The organism is Arthrobacter sp. AD-310 (assembly GCF_054656615.1).
Genome location: NZ_BAAHNO010000007.1, coordinates 60,968 through 78,459, shown reverse-complemented (window position 1 = coordinate 78,459; position 17,492 = coordinate 60,968). Strand labels below are relative to the sequence as shown.

At 63.6% G+C, this 17,492-nt stretch carries 17 protein-coding genes and 1 pseudogene; 5 read left to right on the top strand and 13 right to left on the bottom strand.

The window, feature by feature from the left end; all coding sequences use genetic code 11:
- The 11 genes and pseudogenes from ACYQ1Z_RS04450 to ACYQ1Z_RS04400 all read right to left on the bottom strand — a co-directional run.
- A pseudogene (locus ACYQ1Z_RS04450) lies at positions 1 to 907 on the bottom strand (peptidase M23); the annotation flags it as partial.
- 26 nt (positions 908 to 933) lie between these two features.
- Positions 934 to 1,848 carry a permease-like cell division protein FtsX gene (ftsX, locus tag ACYQ1Z_RS04445; protein ID WP_459791299.1) on the bottom strand — a complete coding sequence of 305 codons (915 nt, stop codon included), beginning with the start codon at positions 1,846 to 1,848 and terminating at the stop codon, positions 934 to 936.
- Entirely contained in the window at positions 1,845 to 2,651 is an 807-nt protein-coding gene (ftsE, locus tag ACYQ1Z_RS04440) for a cell division ATP-binding protein FtsE (RefSeq protein ID WP_459791298.1), read from the bottom strand. Before ftsE ends, ftsX begins: the two co-directional genes overlap by 4 nt.
- Before the next feature lie 207 nt (positions 2,652 to 2,858).
- Entirely contained in the window at positions 2,859 to 3,974 is a 1,116-nt protein-coding gene (gene prfB, locus ACYQ1Z_RS04435; RefSeq protein WP_459791297.1) for a peptide chain release factor 2, read from the bottom strand.
- Between the two features lie 94 nt (positions 3,975 to 4,068).
- Positions 4,069 to 4,482 (bottom strand): pilus assembly protein TadG-related protein, encoded by a 414-nt coding sequence (locus ACYQ1Z_RS04430; RefSeq protein WP_459791296.1) that lies wholly within the window; start codon positions 4,480 to 4,482, stop codon positions 4,069 to 4,071.
- Between the two features lie 29 nt (positions 4,483 to 4,511).
- Positions 4,512 to 4,901, bottom strand: coding sequence for a hypothetical protein (locus ACYQ1Z_RS04425; protein ID WP_459791295.1), 390 nt, complete (start codon positions 4,899 to 4,901; stop codon positions 4,512 to 4,514).
- Between the two features lie 112 nt (positions 4,902 to 5,013).
- The gene (locus ACYQ1Z_RS04420; protein ID WP_459791294.1) at positions 5,014 to 5,430 is read right to left on the bottom strand and encodes a TadE/TadG family type IV pilus assembly protein; all 417 of its coding nucleotides are present in this window, start codon (positions 5,428 to 5,430) and stop codon (positions 5,014 to 5,016) included.
- 5 nt (positions 5,431 to 5,435) lie between these two features.
- The gene (locus tag ACYQ1Z_RS04415) at positions 5,436 to 5,645 is read right to left on the bottom strand and encodes a hypothetical protein (protein WP_459791293.1); all 210 of its coding nucleotides are present in this window, start codon (positions 5,643 to 5,645) and stop codon (positions 5,436 to 5,438) included.
- A 94-nt stretch (positions 5,646 to 5,739) separates the two neighbouring features.
- Positions 5,740 to 6,681: a type II secretion system F family protein gene (locus ACYQ1Z_RS04410; protein ID WP_459791292.1), complete on the bottom strand. Its 942-nt coding sequence runs from the start codon at positions 6,679 to 6,681 to the stop codon at positions 5,740 to 5,742.
- Positions 6,678 to 7,535, bottom strand: coding sequence for a type II secretion system F family protein (locus tag ACYQ1Z_RS04405; RefSeq protein ID WP_459791291.1), 858 nt, complete (start codon positions 7,533 to 7,535; stop codon positions 6,678 to 6,680). The genes ACYQ1Z_RS04410 and ACYQ1Z_RS04405 overlap by 4 nt, the downstream gene beginning before the upstream one ends.
- Positions 7,532 to 8,755, bottom strand: coding sequence for a CpaF family protein (locus ACYQ1Z_RS04400; protein ID WP_459791290.1), 1,224 nt, complete (start codon positions 8,753 to 8,755; stop codon positions 7,532 to 7,534). Before ACYQ1Z_RS04400 ends, ACYQ1Z_RS04405 begins: the two co-directional genes overlap by 4 nt.
- 292 nt (positions 8,756 to 9,047) lie before the next feature.
- On the opposite strand from ACYQ1Z_RS04400, the gene ACYQ1Z_RS04395 reads away from it, so the two are divergent.
- Positions 9,048 to 11,945 carry a GH25 family lysozyme gene (locus tag ACYQ1Z_RS04395; protein WP_459791289.1) on the top strand — a complete coding sequence of 966 codons (2,898 nt, stop codon included), beginning with the start codon at positions 9,048 to 9,050 and terminating at the stop codon, positions 11,943 to 11,945.
- A 56-nt stretch (positions 11,946 to 12,001) separates the two neighbouring features.
- Here the strand turns inward: ACYQ1Z_RS04395 and rfbA are convergent, their stop codons facing one another.
- The gene (gene rfbA / locus ACYQ1Z_RS04390) at positions 12,002 to 12,871 is read right to left on the bottom strand and encodes a glucose-1-phosphate thymidylyltransferase RfbA (RefSeq protein ID WP_459791288.1); all 870 of its coding nucleotides are present in this window, start codon (positions 12,869 to 12,871) and stop codon (positions 12,002 to 12,004) included.
- Between the two features lie 56 nt (positions 12,872 to 12,927).
- On the opposite strand from rfbA, the gene rfbB reads away from it, so the two are divergent.
- The 4 genes from rfbB to ACYQ1Z_RS04370 are packed head-to-tail and all read left to right on the top strand — an operon-like array spanning position 12,928 to position 16,481.
- Positions 12,928 to 13,926, top strand: a complete 999-nt coding sequence (gene rfbB, locus ACYQ1Z_RS04385) for a dTDP-glucose 4,6-dehydratase (RefSeq protein WP_459790643.1) — start codon at positions 12,928 to 12,930, stop codon at positions 13,924 to 13,926.
- Positions 13,927 to 13,929: 3 nt separating this feature from the next.
- Positions 13,930 to 15,354: a sugar nucleotide-binding protein gene (locus ACYQ1Z_RS04380; RefSeq protein ID WP_459791287.1), complete on the top strand. Its 1,425-nt coding sequence runs from the start codon at positions 13,930 to 13,932 to the stop codon at positions 15,352 to 15,354.
- Complete coding sequence (locus ACYQ1Z_RS04375; RefSeq protein ID WP_459791286.1) at positions 15,351 to 16,082, top strand: glycosyltransferase family 2 protein; 732 nt, start codon at positions 15,351 to 15,353, stop codon at positions 16,080 to 16,082. Before ACYQ1Z_RS04380 ends, ACYQ1Z_RS04375 begins: the two co-directional genes overlap by 4 nt.
- A gap of 9 nt (positions 16,083 to 16,091) precedes the next feature.
- On the top strand, positions 16,092 to 16,481 hold the full coding sequence (locus tag ACYQ1Z_RS04370) for a DUF2304 domain-containing protein (protein WP_459791285.1): 390 nt from the start codon (positions 16,092 to 16,094) through the stop codon (positions 16,479 to 16,481).
- A 71-nt stretch (positions 16,482 to 16,552) separates the two neighbouring features.
- Here the strand turns inward: ACYQ1Z_RS04370 and ACYQ1Z_RS04365 are convergent, their stop codons facing one another.
- A complete protein-coding gene (locus ACYQ1Z_RS04365) occupies positions 16,553 to 17,434 on the bottom strand; it encodes a glycosyltransferase family 2 protein (RefSeq protein WP_459791284.1) in 882 nt (293 codons plus the stop codon).
- Between the last annotated feature and the right edge of the window lie 58 nt (positions 17,435 to 17,492).

The window sequence follows — 17,492 nt, the reverse complement described above, 5'->3', positions numbered from 1 at the left end:
CTTCGGCCTGGCGGCGCTGCTCGGCTTCCCAGGCCTCGCGCAGCCTGCGGTCGCGCTCCTGGATTTCGGCAGCAACGGCGTTCTGGCTGGCCTGCACACCGGCGAGCTGGGCCTGGATGCCGGGCTTGGCCGCCTGCAGCTCCGCGTCGAGGCGCGTGGTGTCCGCGATCAGCTGGTCGACCTGGGCTTTCCTGGCTTCGGCTTCGTCGCGCGCAGCCTTTTCCCGCTCCAGTGCGGCGTCGGCCTTGGCTTTCAGGTCCTTGATCTCCGCTTCCACTGCCTGCAGGCGGGCTTCGGAGTTGACGTTCGTGGCGTTCTGCTGGGACAGCTTGTCCATGGCGGCGTTCTGGCTGCGCATGGCCTGGTCTGCCAGGTCCATGGTCTCAGTCAGGCTGCCGCCGTTGTTGGACCCGAAGAACAGCGACAGGTTGGACGGCACACCGCCGGATTTGTAGGCCTGGGTGGCGATCTGGCCGATCAGTTTCTTGGTGTCGGCGATCTTTTGCTTGTCCGTTTCCAGCTGCTGCGTGATCTTGGCCTTGTTCTGCTGCGCCATGTCGACCCGGGCGGCCAGCGCTTCAACTTCCTTGACGGCGCTGGCCACGCGGCCCTGGGCCTCCAGGAGTGCCTGCTGGGCCCCCGGCAGCTGGCCCTGGTAGATCACCAGGTCACTGGCGGCCTTGGCGATGCGGGAATCAACGAATTCCAGGGACTGCTGGACGCGCGCTGCCTCGGCCTCGAGTGCTGCCTGCTTGTCCTCCAGCTCATCGGCGAAGGCCACCGGGGCCGACGACGCCAGCCCGGCGGCGAGGACAATGGCAAGCACACCGCTGACTACGCCGGTCCGGCGGGCTGCGGCGCGCCTGACGCGGCGGGGGTACACGGGCGTCTGGTCAGTGTCGTTCATGAGCATTCCTTGTTTGGTTTGCAGACCTAGACGCGAAGGTATCGGCGCAAGGTCAAGAGAGACGAAATTCCAGCCAAGGATCCGCCAAGGATTAGCAGGGCAGGGGCAAGGATCAGCGCCTGGCCGGACGAAATGAAGGCCGTGTCCGGGTATTGCCGGGACATGTATTCGCCCAGGAAGAAGTGCGCCACCGCCCACAGGGTTGCGGACGCCAGCGCTGCACCAATGACTGCTGCAATGACGCCCTCGAGGATGAAGGGCAGCTGGATGACGGTCTTCGATGCCCCTACCAGGCGCATGATGCCGGTTTCGCGGCGGCGGCTGAAAGCGGAGAGCCGGATGGTGGTGGCGATCAGCAGGATGGCGCAGACGATCATGACGCCGGCGATGCCGACGGCCACCAGTGACGCGCCGTTCATGACCGAGAAGAGGCGCTCGAGGAGCTGGCGCTGGTCAATAACGGTTTCCACGCCCGGCTGGGAGGAGAAGGTCTCGCTGATGATCTGGTACTTCTCCGGGTCCTTCATATTAATCCGGAACGAGGCCGGCAGCTGGTCCGGGGAGACCGAATCCACGATGGGCGAGTTGGAGAACTGCTCCTTGAAGTGCTTGTACGCCTCTTCCTTGGACTCGTACTGGAAGTCGTTGATGTACTGCGCCACCGCAGGCGACTTGAGCAGGCTGTTCAGGCTCTCCTGCTGCTCCGTGGTGACGGGACCGCCCGCGCAGCCCGCCGCCGTCGAACCTTCACTGCAGAGGAAAATGGCGACCTGGACCTTGTCGTACCAGTAGCCCTTCATCTGGTTGATCTGCATCTGCAGCATGCCCGCGGCGCCCACGAACGTAAGCGATACGAAGGTGACAAGGATGACCGAGACCACCATGGACAGGTTGCGGCGGAGGCCGCTGCCAATCTCGCTCAGGATGAACGCCAGCCTCATGACCGTGCCCCTCCTTCGGTGCCTTCAGCGTCGCCAGTGTCTCCCCGACCCAGGTCAGCGCCGGGTGTTTCCCTGCCGCTTGCGTCCTTGAGCCTTCGGGACTGTCCCACCACGGGGATCATGGACGTGTAGAGTGCCTTTGCTTCGTCGCGGATGACGACGCCGTTCTTGAGCTCCACTACGCGTTTGCGCATTTCGTTGACGATGTCGTCGTCGTGCGTGGCCATCACCACCGTGGTGCCGTTCTGGTTGATCTTGTCGAGGACGCCCATGATTCCCATGGAGGTGGTGGGGTCCAGGTTTCCGGTCGGCTCGTCGGCGAGGAGAATGCCGGGCCGGTTCACCACAGCGCGTGCGATGGCGACCCGCTGCTGCTCGCCACCGGAGAGTTCGTGCGGCATCCTGTGCTCTTTGCCTTCCAGGCCCACCGTTTTGAGGACCTCCGGAACAGTGTCCCGGATGACGCTGCGGCTCTTGCCGATGACCTGCATCGCAAACGCAACGTTGGCGAAGACATTTTTTTGGGGCAGGAGCCGGAAGTCCTGGAAAACGACGCCGATGCCGCGGCGGAGCCGGGGAACGCGCCAGCTGGAAATTTTGGCCACGTTCTGGCCGGCAACATAGACGGCGCCCGACGTGGCCCGGTCTTCTTTCAGGACCAGGCGCAGGAACGTGGATTTGCCGGAACCCGAGGCCCCGACAAGGAAGGCGAATTCGCCGCGGTCAATCTCAAGGTTGATGTTGTCCAGGGCAGGCCGGGCTGTCTGGTCGTACACCTTGGTGACATTTTCGAATCGAATCATGGCCCTCAGTACCCTGCAGGGCATAGCTGATTTCGAATGCAGCCCAGTTCTGCAGCCGGTGCGCGGGTTTCTGTTGGGGAACGTAGGGCCCCGGCCCCTCGACTATACGCAGAAGCCGCGCTGCTGGGCACGCTTCCGGGGGCGTGTCGCCGGAACCGGGATGCGGGCCTGCGGCCCGGACCCTTTTGCAGGCCTGCGGCCCGGAGCCTATTTGTCGGCGTTGCGGTTATCGGTGCGCCAGCGGATGCCGGCGTCGATGAAGTCGTCGATTTCGCCGTCAAAGACTGCCGAGGTGTTGCCCACTTCGTGTTCGGTGCGGAGGTCCTTGACCATCTGGTACGGATTGAGGACGTACGAGCGCATCTGGTCACCCCACGAGGCCTTGACATCCCCGGCCAGTGCCTTCTTTTCGGCGTCTTCCTGCTCTTTCTTGAGGAGGAGAAGCCGGGACTGCAGGACACGCATGGCCGCGGCGCGGTTCTGCAGCTGGGACTTTTCGTTCTGCATGGACACCACGGTCCCCGTAGGGATGTGTGTGAGGCGGACGGCGGAGTCGGTGGTGTTCACGGACTGCCCGCCCGGGCCGGATGACCGGAATACGTCCACGCGGATTTCATTGTCCGGGATCTCGATGGAGTCGGTCTGTTCGATGAGCGGGATGACCTCGACCGCCGCGAAAGAGGTCTGCCGCCGGCCCTGGTTGTCGAAAGGACTAATCCGGACCAGCCGGTGGGTTCCGGCCTCGACGCTGAGCGTGCCGTACGCGTAGGGCGCCTTGACTTCGAAGGTTGCAGACTTCAGGCCCGCTTCTTCGGCGTAGGACGTGTCCATGACCGTGGTGGGGTAGCCGTGGCGTTCAGCCCAGCGGAGGTACATGCGGAGCAGCATCTCGGCAAAGTCGGCGGCGTCCACACCGCCCGCGCCTGCGCGGATGGAAACCACGGCCTCGCGCTCGTCGTATTCGCCGGACAGCAGCGTCACGACCTCAAGATCCTTGAGGGCCTTTTTGATCGATTCGAGTTCCGAGGCGGCCTCACCCATCGAGTCCGCGTCATCCTCGTCCTCCCCCAGCTCAACGAGGACCTCGAGATCGTCGATGCGGGATTCCAGGTTGGTCAGGCGTTCGAGTTCTGACTGTCGGTGGGAAAGCCGGGAAGTGATTTTTTGCGCCGCCGCGGGGTCGTCCCACAGATCCGGCTCCCCTGCCCGCTCGCTCAGCTCGGCGATGTCTTCCTTGAGGGCCTCAACGTCGGTAACCCGTTCGATGGAAGCAAAGGTGGCGCGGAGCGCACGGATTTCAGCGGAAAAATCAATATTGGCCATGGTCGTTTAAGCCTACGCTATCCGGGTGCTGGCCCCGGCCGGGTCCTGCACCAGGTGGTGCTTCGGCTGCCGGGCCGGGCGTCGCCGGCTGCGTTCAGCGCGCCAGGCGGGAACGTGCCGTGGACGTCGCTTCGATCCGGATGCCGTCCGGGACCAGGAAGTTCACCACGGGCGGGTGCACGGCGGCTGTAAGCACCACGACGGCGGTGGAGCCGTCAGGCGTCCCGGTCGCCCCCGCGACGGCCAGGCTCTCGAACCGCTGCGCCGCCGGGCTCCTGGCGACGAAGTCCGCCGCTGCATTGCGGACCCGGGCCGGATTGAGGACGGCGGAGGGGCTGCCCCCTTGCGTTTCAACTTCCCCGAGGGTGTAGCTGTCGGCTGCCGCGAGCGACGCACCGTCAGCGAGCGAAAGGAGCCTCTTGTGTTCCAGGTAGACGGCGGAGATTCCGATGACGACCACTGCCACCAGCAGTGCCAGCACAACATAGCCAAGGATCATCACCATCATCTGGCCATCTTCACCCTGATGGCGGCGCGTCACCGGAACCGCCCGACGAGTTGGGTTGCCGACGCCTCCACGTCCGTGGCTGAAAGCCTGAGGCTGTCTCCGAACGGGATGAAGGGCAAAGGGACAGTGAGGTTCACCGCCACCGTCACAGCTGTACCGGCCGCCTGGCAGTCCGCCGGCTCGCAGTTCACTAATACTGTGGCCTGGTCCGGGCTGTGGCCGAAGTCCGCGAGCGCGATGGCCACAGCCTGTTCCGCGGCGGCCTGCGCCGAAGCCCCGTCCGGCTGTGCCGTATAGACCTTGGCTGCCTGGTCCGCCGCACCGACCACGGCAAAGGATGCGCCCTGGATCTGTCCCACCGTGATGATGAAGTAGACGAGCGGGACCATCAGCAGGAGTGCCAGGAAAGTGAACTCCACGACGGCGCTTCCATGCTCGCTTCCACTGCCAATAACCTCGGGCTCCTCCCGGGCTCCGCCTCCCTGCAGGCAGAGGGCCTCGGACAACCGCCTCCGAAGGCGCCGCCGGTTCTCACGGCTGCACGGCGGCATGGCCCTTCACCTCCAGCATGTCCCGGGGGCCGATCAGACCGATCACCGGCATGGGCGCCCGGACCGTGACCTCGAGCGTCCGGAAGCCCTGGACCGTCACCTCCCTGGTACTGACCTGTTCCGCGAAGCCGGGATTGAGTGAAGTTGCGATCAGGCTTCGGGCACGTTCCACGGCGTCGGCAGCACCGCGGTCTGCCAGGGTACCGTAGCGGGCGCCCGACGCGGCCGCATCGATCAACGTGTTGCGGACGTGCAGGATCAGCGTCAGCTGGAGGATCGCAAGGAAGAACACGGTGAGCAGCCCGCCCACAAGGACGAAGTCCACCACGGCCGAACCCCGCTCCCCCGTTTCAGGCGCCGCGGCGCTTTGCACGGCTTTACGGGTGGGCCTGGCCATGGTGCCTAGCTGCCCACCTTGTCCATGGCCTGGTTGAACATGGCTTCGAGGGCAGGGCCGGCGAGCGCCAGGAGCGCCGCGACAAGGACCGCCGACATCAGCGTGATCATCACCCAGCCGGGCACGTCTCCACGTTCCGGGTGGTCCTGCCCGGGCCGGCGTGCTGCTGCCAACGCGAGGAACAACAGTCCGAAGTGATATCCAAGGTTCTTCATTTTTCTTCCTCTTGGTCGGGTCTGGCTGCGTTTGCCTGAGTGGTTGGTTCTTTGCAGAGTTCCGGTCTAATGTTCGGCATCACTTGGTCGAGCATCAGAAACCGAGGCTGATTGCCGCAATTCCAGGAAAGACGGCGAAAACAACTGTCAAGGGCAGCACACCAAAGACAAGCGGCACCATCATTGCGATTTCCTTCTTGCCCGCTGCCTCCATCAGGTCCCGCTTAGCAGTATCGCGGACATCCTGGGCCTGGGCCCGTAATACGTCCGCGAGGGGTGTCCCGCGCTCAACAGCGACGACAATGCCGTCCACAAACCTGGCCAGGGGTGCCAGATCCGTGCGACCGGAGAATTCCTGCAATGCCTGCACGAGCGGCGTGCCGGCTCTCGTCTCTGCCAGGATCCTGGCGAATTCCTTCGCCAATTCACCCTTGGCGCTCCGGCAGACCCGGTCCAGGGCGCCGGTAGCGCTCTCCCCGGCGCCGACAGCGAGTGCCATAAGTTCTGCCAGGCTTGGAAATTCCGCCATCATCCGCGTTTCCCTGCGGCGGACCTGCACTCCAAGCCAGTAGTCACGCAGGACGAAGCCGGCTGCAGCGCTTCCCAAAATGGCCAGTGCGGCGAAGAGCGGGTTGAACCGCCCGGCCGCCGCACCCAGGAACGTAAGCGCCAGCGCAGCCGCGAAGCCGGCTGCGGCCCAAAGAAGCTGTTCTGCCCTGAAGTCAATGGGCGACTTGGTGATGCCGGCCTGCGCCAGCCTGCGGACCGTGGCCCCGGGCGAGGGGTTGAGCTTCACCAGGGCCGACAGGCCGTCCCTGATGATGGGGCCCAGGATCTTCTCCAGTGGCCCAAACGGAGTGAGGACCGGATCGCCGGAGCGCAGCAGTTTGGACTCCACATTGTGGGATTTGAGTTGGGGCTCGATGCGCTGCGCAAAGGTGATCGTGCGCATATATGGCGACCTCACGATGACGAGCCACAAGCCAATGCCGAGCAGCAGACCGCAGGCAACAGCGGCCGGTGTTGTACCTGTCACCGAAGTACCCTTTCATCCCGCGGCAGGGCACCTATCCGGAGCATCGCGGAATAGCAGATAAGCGAGATGACCAGCCCGCCCAGCAGCACGGCTGCGCCCACGGGTGTGTTGTAGGCATGGACGGCTTCCGGACGCGTGGACAGCAGGACCAGCACGATCCACGGCGCAGCGACGGCAAGGCGGGCGGCGTTGATGGTCCAGGACTGGCGGGCCTCAAGTTCGCTGCGGGTGCGTGCGCTCTCCCGCAGGAACTCCGCCAGTGTTCCCAGCAGCTTGCCCAGGTCTGAGCCTCCCACTTCCCGGGTGAGGCGCAGTGCCTCGACAATGCGGTCGGCCACGGGATCCGCGAGCTTGTACTTGAGCTTGTTAAGCGAAGCGTCGAACTGGCCGCCTGCCCGGTAATCGGCGCCGAACTCCCTGAATACGGGCCGCAACTCAACAGGACCTTTGTCGGCTAACTGGATCAGTGCTTCGGGCAGCGGCAGGCCGGCCCTGATGGCAGAACGCAGATGGTCCACAACGTCCGGCCAGAGCTGGCGCAGCATGGCGGCCCGTTTTTTGGCGCGCCAGCGAAGAAGCGTGATGGGGAGCCAGCCGGCGAACAGCGCAAAGCACGCGGCCATCGGCCACGATCGGCTCAGGGCAAAGAAGACAAGCAGCACGAACAACGCCAGGCCCAGGCAGGTACCGAGGAGCCCGCCCGCGGACACTTTGTCCACACCTGCAGTGGCAAGGAGGTCCGCCAGCCGGCTTGGCTTTCGGTCCCGTTGCTTCTGCTGTGGTGATTCCCAGAACGACCACCAAACAAGGAACAGCCCTGCTCCTGTTGTTACCCCCAGCAAAGCCGCAATCATCGGGGATCCAGCAGGGCAGCAACGTCGTAGCCGGCGCGGGCGAACTTCTCCGCGGCCGGCATGGCGTTCGCGCGGGGCTGCAGGACGTCGTCGGCCATGGCGAACACCAGGGAGGACTCGATGATGCCGTTTTCCACACGCCGCCCGAGCGAAAGAATCTCGGTGACTTCACGCCGCCCGTCGGCACGGCGGCTGCAGTGGACCACGAGGTCGATGCACGACGCCACAGTCGGGACAACGAAGGCGGACGAGATGTTATCGCCCGCCAATAAAGGGAGGGTGCAGATTTTTGTCACGGCATCATGTGCCGAGTTGGCATGCACCGTGCACATGCCGGGCAGGCCCGAATTTAAAGCGATCAGCATATCCAGGCTTTCTGCCTCGCGCACCTCACCTACAACCAGGCGGTCCGGGCGCATGCGCAGCGCCTCCTTGACGAGGCGGCGGAGCGGGATCTCGCCTTCACCTTCCAGGTTCGGCTGGCGGCACTGAAGGCCTACAACGTCCCTGAGCGGAAATTGCAGCTCGAAAATCTCCTCAACGGTGATCACTCGTTCCCGGCTTCCGATACTTGCTGCCAGGCAATTCAGCATCGTCGTCTTGCCTGCCTGCGTCGCCCCGGACACCAGAATGTTGAGTCCGCTGGAGACAGCAGCACCGAGGAACCGGGCGGACTGCGGAGTGAGCGTCCCCAGATCCACCAAGTGCTCAAGCCGGCTGGCCTTGACCACGAATTTCCGGATGTTGACCGCCCAGTGGCGGCGCGTAACATCAGGGATGACCACGTGCAGCCGCGATCCGTCAGGCAGGGCCGCATCCACAAAAGGCGAGGACATGTCCAGCCGCCTGCCTGAGCTCTTAAGCATCCGCTCCACGAGATCCCGCACCTGTTGCTCGGACAGGCTGAGCGAGGTCAGTTCCGATTCCCCGTTTCGCGCCACAAAAATCTCATTGGGAGCGTTGAGCCATATTTCCTCGACGGTCGGGTCGTCGAGCAGCGGCTGGAGCACGCCGAAGCCGGCCACAGCGTCAAAAAGGAACCTGCGCGCCGACTCGAGCGGCCCAAGGGGAGGCAGGGGGGCCATCAAGGCACGTTCGTCGTAATCCGTGACGGCCGCCTCGACCAGCCTGCGGACCTCCCCGGCCTGACGCAATGGGTCAATTCCCCTGCGCCGGATGAGTTCGCGCACCTCGTCCTCGACTATTCCCAGAGCATCCATACGTGTTCCCCCAGATGACTGCCGCCCCCAGCGGAAGCAGTGCGATGGGGTACAGCCTAAGGAGCCTCCTGCTGCCTAACAAGTCATGGGGACCGGTAGTGTGGATAACTAACGGACTGACAACTATCACTCCTTTACCAACAGAACCACTGGTTACGCCCGTAACACGGGTGTTATGGTGAGCGCGTTAATCGTCAAAAACACCCTGGCATGGGGGTTTCCTGGGGGAAAAAGCCACGCCAGCGACCGACATGAGCGTTCGGGGGAACGCCACATTGTCTTCGGAGCAAATATGAAGCGGAACCTGTCTCAGTCCCGTCACCCCGCCTTGAAATCAGTCGGGATATTACTGCTCGCGGCAGCCTTGGCCGGCTCCCCCGGGCTCGCAGGCGTCGCGTTCGCCGTCGAACCCCTGCCCACGCCGGTAGCGTCCGCAACCCCGGTGAACACAACTGAAGGGCCGACGCCGGCAACCATGCCGCCGTCGCCCGTTCCCGAACCGACGCCAACAGCTACCGCCACGGCCGTCCCGGACCTTCCAGCGTCCCCGACTCCCTCTCCACAGAACGCCCAAACGATGGCCGAAGCTGTCGGCGCCGGCGGCGCCGAGATGGGCCAACGCTCGGCACGCGTAACCGGCGCCCGTTCGGACTCCTTCCAAAAACTGAGCGCGGAACCGATGGCGAGCGAAGGCACCTGGATGCCAACGTTTGGAGTGCAGGGCCTTGATGTCAGTGGCCACCAGCCAAGCGTCGACTGGCAGCAGCAATGGAACATGGGTGCACGGTTCGCCTACGTCAAGGCCACCGAAGGCAATTACTACACCAATCCGTCCTACGGCGCGCAGTACCAGGGAGCACGCAACGTCGGGATGATCCGCGGCGCATACCACTTCGCCATCCCCAACTGGTCCTCCGGGGCCGACCAGGCCCGATACTTTGTGCAGAACGGTGGCGGCTGGTCCGGCGACGGCTACACCATGCCGCCGGTCCTGGACTTCGAGTTCAACCCTTACGAGGGAAGGACCATCAATGGCTTCTACTTCGGCAACACCTGCTACAACATGTCCCCTTCCCAGCTCACAACCTGGGTACGCGACTTCGGAAGCACGGTGCAATCCCTGACCGGCAGGCTTCCGGTTATCTACACCAACACCAACTGGTGGAACCAGTGCCTGGGCAACCCCGCCGGCCTGGGCGACTACCCCCTGTGGATAGCGGCCTACCCCAGCTCCCCCACCAACAATGCAGGCCCGGTTCCAACCGCAAGCTGGAGCACGTACAGCATCTGGCAGTACAGCAGCACCGGCCCCTTCGCCGGCGACTCCAACGTCTGGAACGGGGACTACGCCGGACTCAAGGCCTTCGCCTCCAGCGGGGTACCGCCGGCTGCCGTCAGGGACATCGACGCATTCCGGGCGTCCATGCCCTCCCTCGGCGCACCCACGTCCACGACAGTATGCGGCCTGCGGGACGGCGGATGCTTCCGCGGATATGAAACCGGGATCGTGATGTGGTCGCCGGTAACGGGAGCCCAGCCGAGCCTTGCCGGCCCCATCCGTGACTCCTGGGCGCGTACGGGCTACGAAAACGGCCAGTTGGGCTATCCCGTGTCCGGGGTCATCTGCGGCTTGAAGAACAGTGGCTGCTTCCAGAACTACCAGGGCGGTTCCATCATGTGGTCCCCGGGTTCCGGTGCGGCGCAGGTACCCTTCGGCGCCATCCGGGAGTACTGGGCTGCCCAAGGGTACGAAAACGGCGGCCTTGGCTACCCGATCAGCAACCAGACCTGCGGCCTCAAGAACGGGGGCTGCTTCCAACTGTTCCAGGCGGGCTCCGTCCTGTGGAGCCCGGCCACAGGCGCACGCCTGGTCAGGACCGGCCCGTTGCTGGACGCCTGGTCCCGGGCAGGGTTCGAAAACGGGCTCCTGGGCTACCCCAGCGCCGAGGCGGTCTGCACCAGCACCTCCTGCACGCAGAACTTCAGCGGCGGCGTGATTGGCTGGACACCTGCGTCAGGCGCCTGGCCCGTGTTCATGGGCATGGGAGAGACCTGGAAGTCATCCCGGACCAAGGGCGAGCCCATTGGTTTCCCGGTGGCGGGTGAAGTCTGCGGACTCCGGGGCGGCGGCTGCTATCAGCTGTTCCAGGGCGGTGCGATTCTCTTCTCCCCAGCCACCGGAGCACACACACTGACCGGCAGGCTGCTGGAATACTGGCAAAAATCCGGGTTTGAAAACGGGCGCCTCGGCTACCCAACAGGTGCAGCGACGTGCGGCGCAATCCAGACCGAATGCCGGCAGTCCTTTGAAAACGGTGTGGTTGCCTACTCAGCCACAACGGCACCGGAAACAGTTGCTGCCGGGCCCATGGCGGCAGGCTGGGAACGCACGGGATGGGGCACGGGCAGCCTTGGCTACCCGACCTCCGGCCAGTACTGCGGCCTGAAGGACGGCGGATGCTTCCAGATGTTTGCCAAGGGCGCACTCATGTACTCCCCGGCCACGGGCGCCCAGCCAAGCCTCCTGGGACCAATCCGGGACCTGTGGCAGAAAACAGGTTTCGAGAATGGCGCCCTTGGGTATCCTGCCTCCGCCGTGATCTGTGGCCTGGTGGACAGCGGATGCTTCCAGAACTACTCCTCCGGAACCGTGATGTGGTCGCCCGCGAGCGGCGCCAACGCTGTGATGTTCGGCCCGGTCAGGGATGCCTGGGTCAGTACAGGATTCGAAGGCGGCAAGCTCGGATATCCCGTCAGCGGACAGATTTGCGGCCTGAGGAACAACGGATGCTTCCAGAATTTCGCCAAGGGCACCGTGATGTTCTCGCCAGGAACTGGCGCCCAGGCCCTGACCTCCACCCCCATCAGGGAGCGGTGGGCCGCGTCAGGTTTTGAATCCGGGTCACTGGGCTACCCCACGAGCGGAACCATCTGCGGACTGCGGAATGACGGGTGCTTCCAGAACTTCGAAAAGGGAACAATCATGTGGTCTGCGGCAAGCGGAGCCCACCTGATTGTTCCGGGGCCGATCCAGCAGAGCTGGGCGGGACAAGGGTTCGAGGCCGGAGCGTTGGGCTACCCGACGAACAGTCAAACCTGCACCGCCGACAGGTCCTCCTGCAGCCAGACCTTCCAGGGCGGCAGCATCAACTGGACAGCCGCCGGCGGGGCACGGATTACCTTGCGCTAGCCGGTCATACGGAAAGAGGCGGGACCCGAACGGGACCCGCCTCTTTCCGTTTGTACTTAGTGCCCGTGCTCGAGCAGGTCAATCAGGTAGGACCCGTAGCCACTCTTCACAAGAGGCTCGGCCCTTTCGCGCAGTTCGTCATCCGTGAGGAACCCCAGCCGCCATGCAATTTCCTCTGGCGCACCGATCTTCAGGCCCTGGCGGTTTTCCGTGGTCCGCACGAAATTGGATGCGTCGTTGAGGTCGTTGAAGGTTCCGGTATCCAGCCAGGCGGTGCCGCGGGGCAGGATCTCCACCTGCAGCTTTCCGCGGTCCAGGTACGTCCTGTTGACGTCAGTGATCTCCAGCTCGCCCCTGGCGGAAGGCCGCAGGTTCTTCGCGATATCCACCACGTCGTTGTCGTAGAAGTAGAGACCGGGAACGGCGTAGTGGCTCTTTGGCTCCGCCGGTTTCTCCTCGAGCGAAATAGCTTTGCCGGCCGCGTCGAATTCAACCACGCCATAAGCCTTGGGGTCCGCGACCCAATACCCAAAGACCGCACCGCCGTCGATATTTTCGAAGCGGCGCAGCTGCGTGCCCATGCCCGGCCCGTAGAAGATGTTGTCGCCCAGGACCAGTGCGACGCTGTCGTCGCCGATATGTTCAGCACCCAGGATGAAGGCCTGCGCCAGTCCGTCCGGGGATGGCTGCTGCTTATAAGTGATGGAGACGCCGAACCGGGAGCCGTCACCCAGCAGACGCTCAAACTGTTCGGCGTCGTGCGGGGTGGTGATGATCAGGATGTCCCGGATGCCCGCGAGGATCAGGGTGGACAGCGGGTAGTAGATCATGGGCTTGTCGTAGACCGGGACCAACTGCTTGCTGACGCCCAGTGTGATGGGGTGAAGCCGGGAGCCGGTACCGCCGGCAAGTATTATTCCGCGCATGTCCCCCATCTTTCCCTTCGCTAAGTGCCGCGGCAAATCCGGTACCCTAGGGAATTATGCAGCGACTTCTTGTTACCGGCGGTGCCGGGTTCATCGGCTCCAACTTTGTCCATTACGTACTTGATAACACCGATGACCATGTGACCGTCCTGGACAAGCTGACCTACGCAGGCAACCTCGAGTCGCTGAAGGGCCTGCCGGAGGACCGCTTCACCTTTGTCCAGGGCGACATCGCCGACGCCGCACTTGTGGACGGACTGGTGGCGGACACCGATGTCGTGGTGCACTACGCTGCTGAATCGCACAACGACAACTCCCTGCATGACCCCCGCCCGTTCCTGGACACGAACATCATCGGCACCTACACGCTGATCGAGGCAGCCCGGAAGCACAACAAGCGGTTCCACCACATCTCCACCGACGAGGTCTACGGCGACCTGGAACTCGATGATCCCGAGCGGTTCACCGAGCAGACCCCGTACAACCCCTCCAGCCCCTACTCCTCCACCAAAGCCGGCTCCGACCTGCTGGTCCGCGCCTGGGTCCGCTCCTTCGGGCTGCAGGCGACCATCAGCAACTGCTCCAACAACTACGGCCCGTACCAGCACGTGGAGAAGTTCATCCCGCGCCAGATCACCAACGTGATCGACGGCGTCCGCCCCAAGCTCTACGGCAAGGGCGAGAACGTCCGCGACTGGATCCACGCCAACGACCACTCCTCCGCGGTCCTGGCCATCATCGCCAAGGGCAAAATCGGCGAAACCTACCTGATCGGCGCCGACGGCGAGAAGAACAACAAGGACGTCGTCGAACTCATCCTCAAGCACATGGGACAGTCGCCCGACGCCTACGACCACGTGGTGGACCGGCCCGGGCACGACCTCCGCTACGCCATCGACTCCACCAAGCTCCGCAACGAGCTCGGCTGGGAACCGCAGTTCTCCAACTTCGACGAAGGCATCGAAGACACCATCGCCTGGTACCGCGACAACGAGGACTGGTGGCGCCCGCAAAAGGCTGCCACCGAGGCCAAGTACAAGGAACAGGGCCAGTAGTCGATGTCTCTGGAGTTTTCGAAGAAGCTCGCTGCCCACGAAACGCCCATCCCCGGAGTCGTTCTCTACGATCTTCCGGTCCACGGCGACAACCGGGGCTGGTTCAAGGAGAACTGGCAGCGGGAGAAAATGGTTGCCTTGGGGCTGCCGGATTTCCGTCCGGTCCAGAACAACATCTCCTTTAACGAAAAGGCGGGCACAACCCGGGGCATTCACGCCGAACCGTGGGACAAGTTCATTTCCGTCGCCACGGGCAGGATCTTCGGAGCATGGGTGGACCTCCGCGAAGGCCCCTCCTTCGGATCTGTTTTCACCGCCGAACTGGACCCCAGCCAGGCAATCTTTATCCCCCGCGGGGTAGGCAACGCGTTCCAGACGCTGGAGGACAACACCGCCTACACCTACCTTGTCAATGACCACTGGTCGGCGGACGCCCAGGACCAGTACACCTTCCTGAACCTGGCCGACGAAACCGCGGCGGTCCAGTGGCCCATTTCCCTGGACCAGGCTGAATTGTCGGACAAGGACAAGGCGCATCCGCGGCTGGCCGACGTGGTGCCCATGCCGCCACGGAAGATCCTGGTGGTCGGTGCCGGCGGGCAGTTGGGCAAAGCGCTGCAGGACCTGTACGACGGCGACACTTCAGTTGAGTTCGCCGGGCGCTCCGAGTTTGACCTCGGCGATCCCGCTTCCTACTCCGCGCGGAACTGGAAGAACTACTCCACGATCATCAACGCGGCCGCCTACACGGCAGTCGACGCGGCCGAAACCCCGGAGGGGCGCGCCGCAGCCTGGTCCGTGAACGTCACGGCTGTGTCCCGGCTTGCGCGCACCGCAATCGACCACAACCTCACCCTGGTCCATGTTTCGTCCGACTACGTCTTTGACGGCGCCCAAGACATCCATGGCGAGGACGAGCCGCTGACACCGCTGGGCGTTTACGGCCAGACCAAGGCCGCAGGCGACGCTATCGTCGCCGTCGTCCCGCGGCATTACATCGTGCGGACAAGCTGGGTGATCGGGGAAGGCAACAACTTCGTCCGCACCATGGCATCGCTGGCCGAACGCGGCATCGAACCGTCAGTCGTCAACGACCAGGTGGGCCGGCTGAGCTTTACGCAGGACATCGCTGCCGGCATTCGCCACTTGCTGGAGTCCGGGGCGGATTTTGGGACCTACAACCTAAGCAGCGACGGTCACGCGCAATCCTGGGCAGACCTCGCGGCCGACGTTTACGAACTGTCCGGCAAGGACAGGGGCGCAGTCATGGGAGTAAGCACCGCCGAATACTTCAAAGGCAAGGACGCTGCCCCGCGACCGCTCAACAGCATGCTGGACCTGAGCAAAATCAAGGCCACCGGATACGAGCCCCCCTTGTCGAGCATCCGCCTGGAGTCCTATATGAAGAACGGACTGACACAACAGTGACAGCGCCTGCCCGTACCCCTGACACGCTAGTCATCATGCCTGCCTGGAACGAGTCCGAGTCCATCGGCAACACCATCCGGGAAGTGTTTGAATTCGGCCCGCCCTGCGATGTCCTTGTCGTCGACGACGGCTCACGCGACAACACGGCCCAGGTAGCCCGTGCCGCCGGCGCAACCGTCGTGAAACTGCCGTTCAACATGGGCGTCGGCGGGGCCATGCGCACCGGATTCAAGTACGCCAAAAACCATGGCTACAGCCGGGTCATTCAGGTCGACGCCGACGGCCAGCATGATCCGCGCGATATCAAGGCAGTGCTGGACGGGCTGCAGCACGCCGATATCGCCATCGGCGCGCGGTTTGCCGACAAGGGCAACTACACCGTCCGGGGACCCCGGAAATGGGCCATGAAAGTACTGGCCTGGACAATTTCCCGGGTAGCGGGAACCACCTTGACAGATGTGACCTCAGGGTTCAGGGCAGCCAACCTGAAGGCAATCCGGCAATACGTTGACCACTATCCCGCCGAGTACCTGGGCGACACCATCGACTCCCTGGTTGTGGCCATCCGTTCAGGATGCACTGTGCGCCAGGTCCCGGTATCGATGCGGGCCCGACAGGGGGGCACCCCCAGCCACGACCCGATCAAAGCTGCCATTTATCTCGGACGCTCAGGAATGGCATTGCTGTTCGCGCTGACGCGGAAGAAAACCGAGCCTTCCACGAACTAGGAATCCAATATGTCGCTCCTTATGGGCTCGATCGTCGTTGTGGCGATCCTCTTCTTTGTCTTCGAGATGCTCCGCCGGCAAAAACTTCGTGAGAAGTACGCCGTCCTGTGGATTGTCATTGGCATCGGCACGCTGCTTCTCTCCGCGTTCCCCTCGCTGCTCGAGAAGGCCAGCGGTTTGATCGGCATCCAAGTGCCGGCCAACCTCCTTTTCATCATGACCCTGGTCCTGCTGGTTGGGGTGTGCCTCCATCTCTCCCGTGAACAATCCCAGGCTGAAGACGAGGTCCGGATCCTCTGCGAGGAAGTGGCGTTGCTGCGGGCAGACCTCGCTGACGTCCGGAATGAGCTGGCGGGCGTGCGAAGCTCCGGTAAGGGTCCTGAGCCGCGGGAACAGTAACCGCTTTTGCTCCGCGGGGCAATGGAAACACAAAAAGGGACGCCCTTGGGCGTCCCTTTTGTTTACAGCTGCTAGCTGACGATGTGCTTGGCCAGACGCGGCAGGGAATCGAACTTGCCCTTTCCGACTGACTTCAGGATCAGCGACGCGGCGTTGAGGCGGGACGTCGTGTGGAAGCTGGCCGCCCGCGCCGCGCCCTTCCAGCCGAGGCTGCTGAAGCGCTCGGCCTGCTGCTGGAAAAAGCGGCGTTCCTCGTCAAAGCGCCGGCCATCCAATGCGCGTACGGATGAGTCCGATGCCGAGTGCCGGCGGTACAGGAACGCCAGGACAGGGTCCACAATCATCGACCCGTGTTCGGCCGCGATGTCGAGCAGGAGGGCCAGGTCCTGGACCACGTCCAGTCCCTCGGTGAAGCCAATGCGCTTGACCGTCTCCGAACGCCAGGCGAGCGAAGGGAAGTAGGCCCAGTCGGCACGGACGAGGCTGGTGGCCATGACTTCGCCCTTGAGCTCGATGCGCTCCGTGGTCTTGGGCGCGTACACCTTCTTGACGGCGTCGACGAGCGGGGTGCAGGCGATGCCCTGTTCATCAATCACCTGGACCCCAGGCTGGACCACATCTGCCTTCGGGTATTCCTCGAAGGCGCTCACCACCACGTCCAGGTAGTTCGGAAGCATGATGTCATCGGCGCCCATGATGACAACGTATGGCGCCTCGACCAGGGTCAGTGCCTTGCGGTAGTTGCCGTTGGCACCGAGGTTCTGTTCGTTCTTGAGGTAGGTGACGCGCGGATCGGTGATGGTCGAAAACCAGCGTTCCGGCTCGGGATCGGGGTACCCGTCGTCAATGACAACAAGCCGCCAGTCCTGGTTCTCCTGGTTCATCACGCTGCGTGCTGCGAGCTTCATTTGATGGACATCGCCGTAGTACGGCAACATTACGTCGACGGTCATGGACCTGAGGTTCCTTCCGTGGTTTCCGCGCGAAGAGCTCGGCGGCTGCATCCCCTTG

Bases quoted from the DNA above. Each gene is read 5' to 3' on its own strand.
- ftsX (WP_459791299.1), bottom strand. From the start codon at position 1,848: ATGAGGCTGGCGTTCATCCTGAGCGAGATTGGCAGCGGCCTCCGCCGC.
- ACYQ1Z_RS04370 (WP_459791285.1), top strand. From the start codon at position 16,092: ATGTCGCTCCTTATGGGCTCGATCGTCGTTGTGGCGATCCTCTTCTTT.
- ACYQ1Z_RS04415 (WP_459791293.1), bottom strand. From the start codon at position 5,645: ATGAAGAACCTTGGATATCACTTCGGACTGTTGTTCCTCGCGTTGGCA.
- ACYQ1Z_RS04405 (WP_459791291.1), bottom strand. From the start codon at position 7,535: ATGATTGCGGCTTTGCTGGGGGTAACAACAGGAGCAGGGCTGTTCCTT.
- ftsE (WP_459791298.1), bottom strand. From the start codon at position 2,651: ATGATTCGATTCGAAAATGTCACCAAGGTGTACGACCAGACAGCCCGG.
- ACYQ1Z_RS04420 (WP_459791294.1), bottom strand. From the start codon at position 5,430: ATGGCCAGGCCCACCCGTAAAGCCGTGCAAAGCGCCGCGGCGCCTGAA.
- rfbA (WP_459791288.1), bottom strand. From the start codon at position 12,871: ATGCGCGGAATAATACTTGCCGGCGGTACCGGCTCCCGGCTTCACCCC.
- rfbB (WP_459790643.1), top strand. From the start codon at position 12,928: ATGCAGCGACTTCTTGTTACCGGCGGTGCCGGGTTCATCGGCTCCAAC.
- ACYQ1Z_RS04400 (WP_459791290.1), bottom strand. From the start codon at position 8,755: ATGGATGCTCTGGGAATAGTCGAGGACGAGGTGCGCGAACTCATCCGG.
- ACYQ1Z_RS04430 (WP_459791296.1), bottom strand. From the start codon at position 4,482: ATGATGGTGATGATCCTTGGCTATGTTGTGCTGGCACTGCTGGTGGCA.
- prfB (WP_459791297.1), bottom strand. From the start codon at position 3,974: ATGGCCAATATTGATTTTTCCGCTGAAATCCGTGCGCTCCGCGCCACC.
- ACYQ1Z_RS04365 (WP_459791284.1), bottom strand. From the start codon at position 17,434: ATGACCGTCGACGTAATGTTGCCGTACTACGGCGATGTCCATCAAATG.
- ACYQ1Z_RS04395 (WP_459791289.1), top strand. From the start codon at position 9,048: ATGAAGCGGAACCTGTCTCAGTCCCGTCACCCCGCCTTGAAATCAGTC.
- ACYQ1Z_RS04380 (WP_459791287.1), top strand. From the start codon at position 13,930: ATGTCTCTGGAGTTTTCGAAGAAGCTCGCTGCCCACGAAACGCCCATC.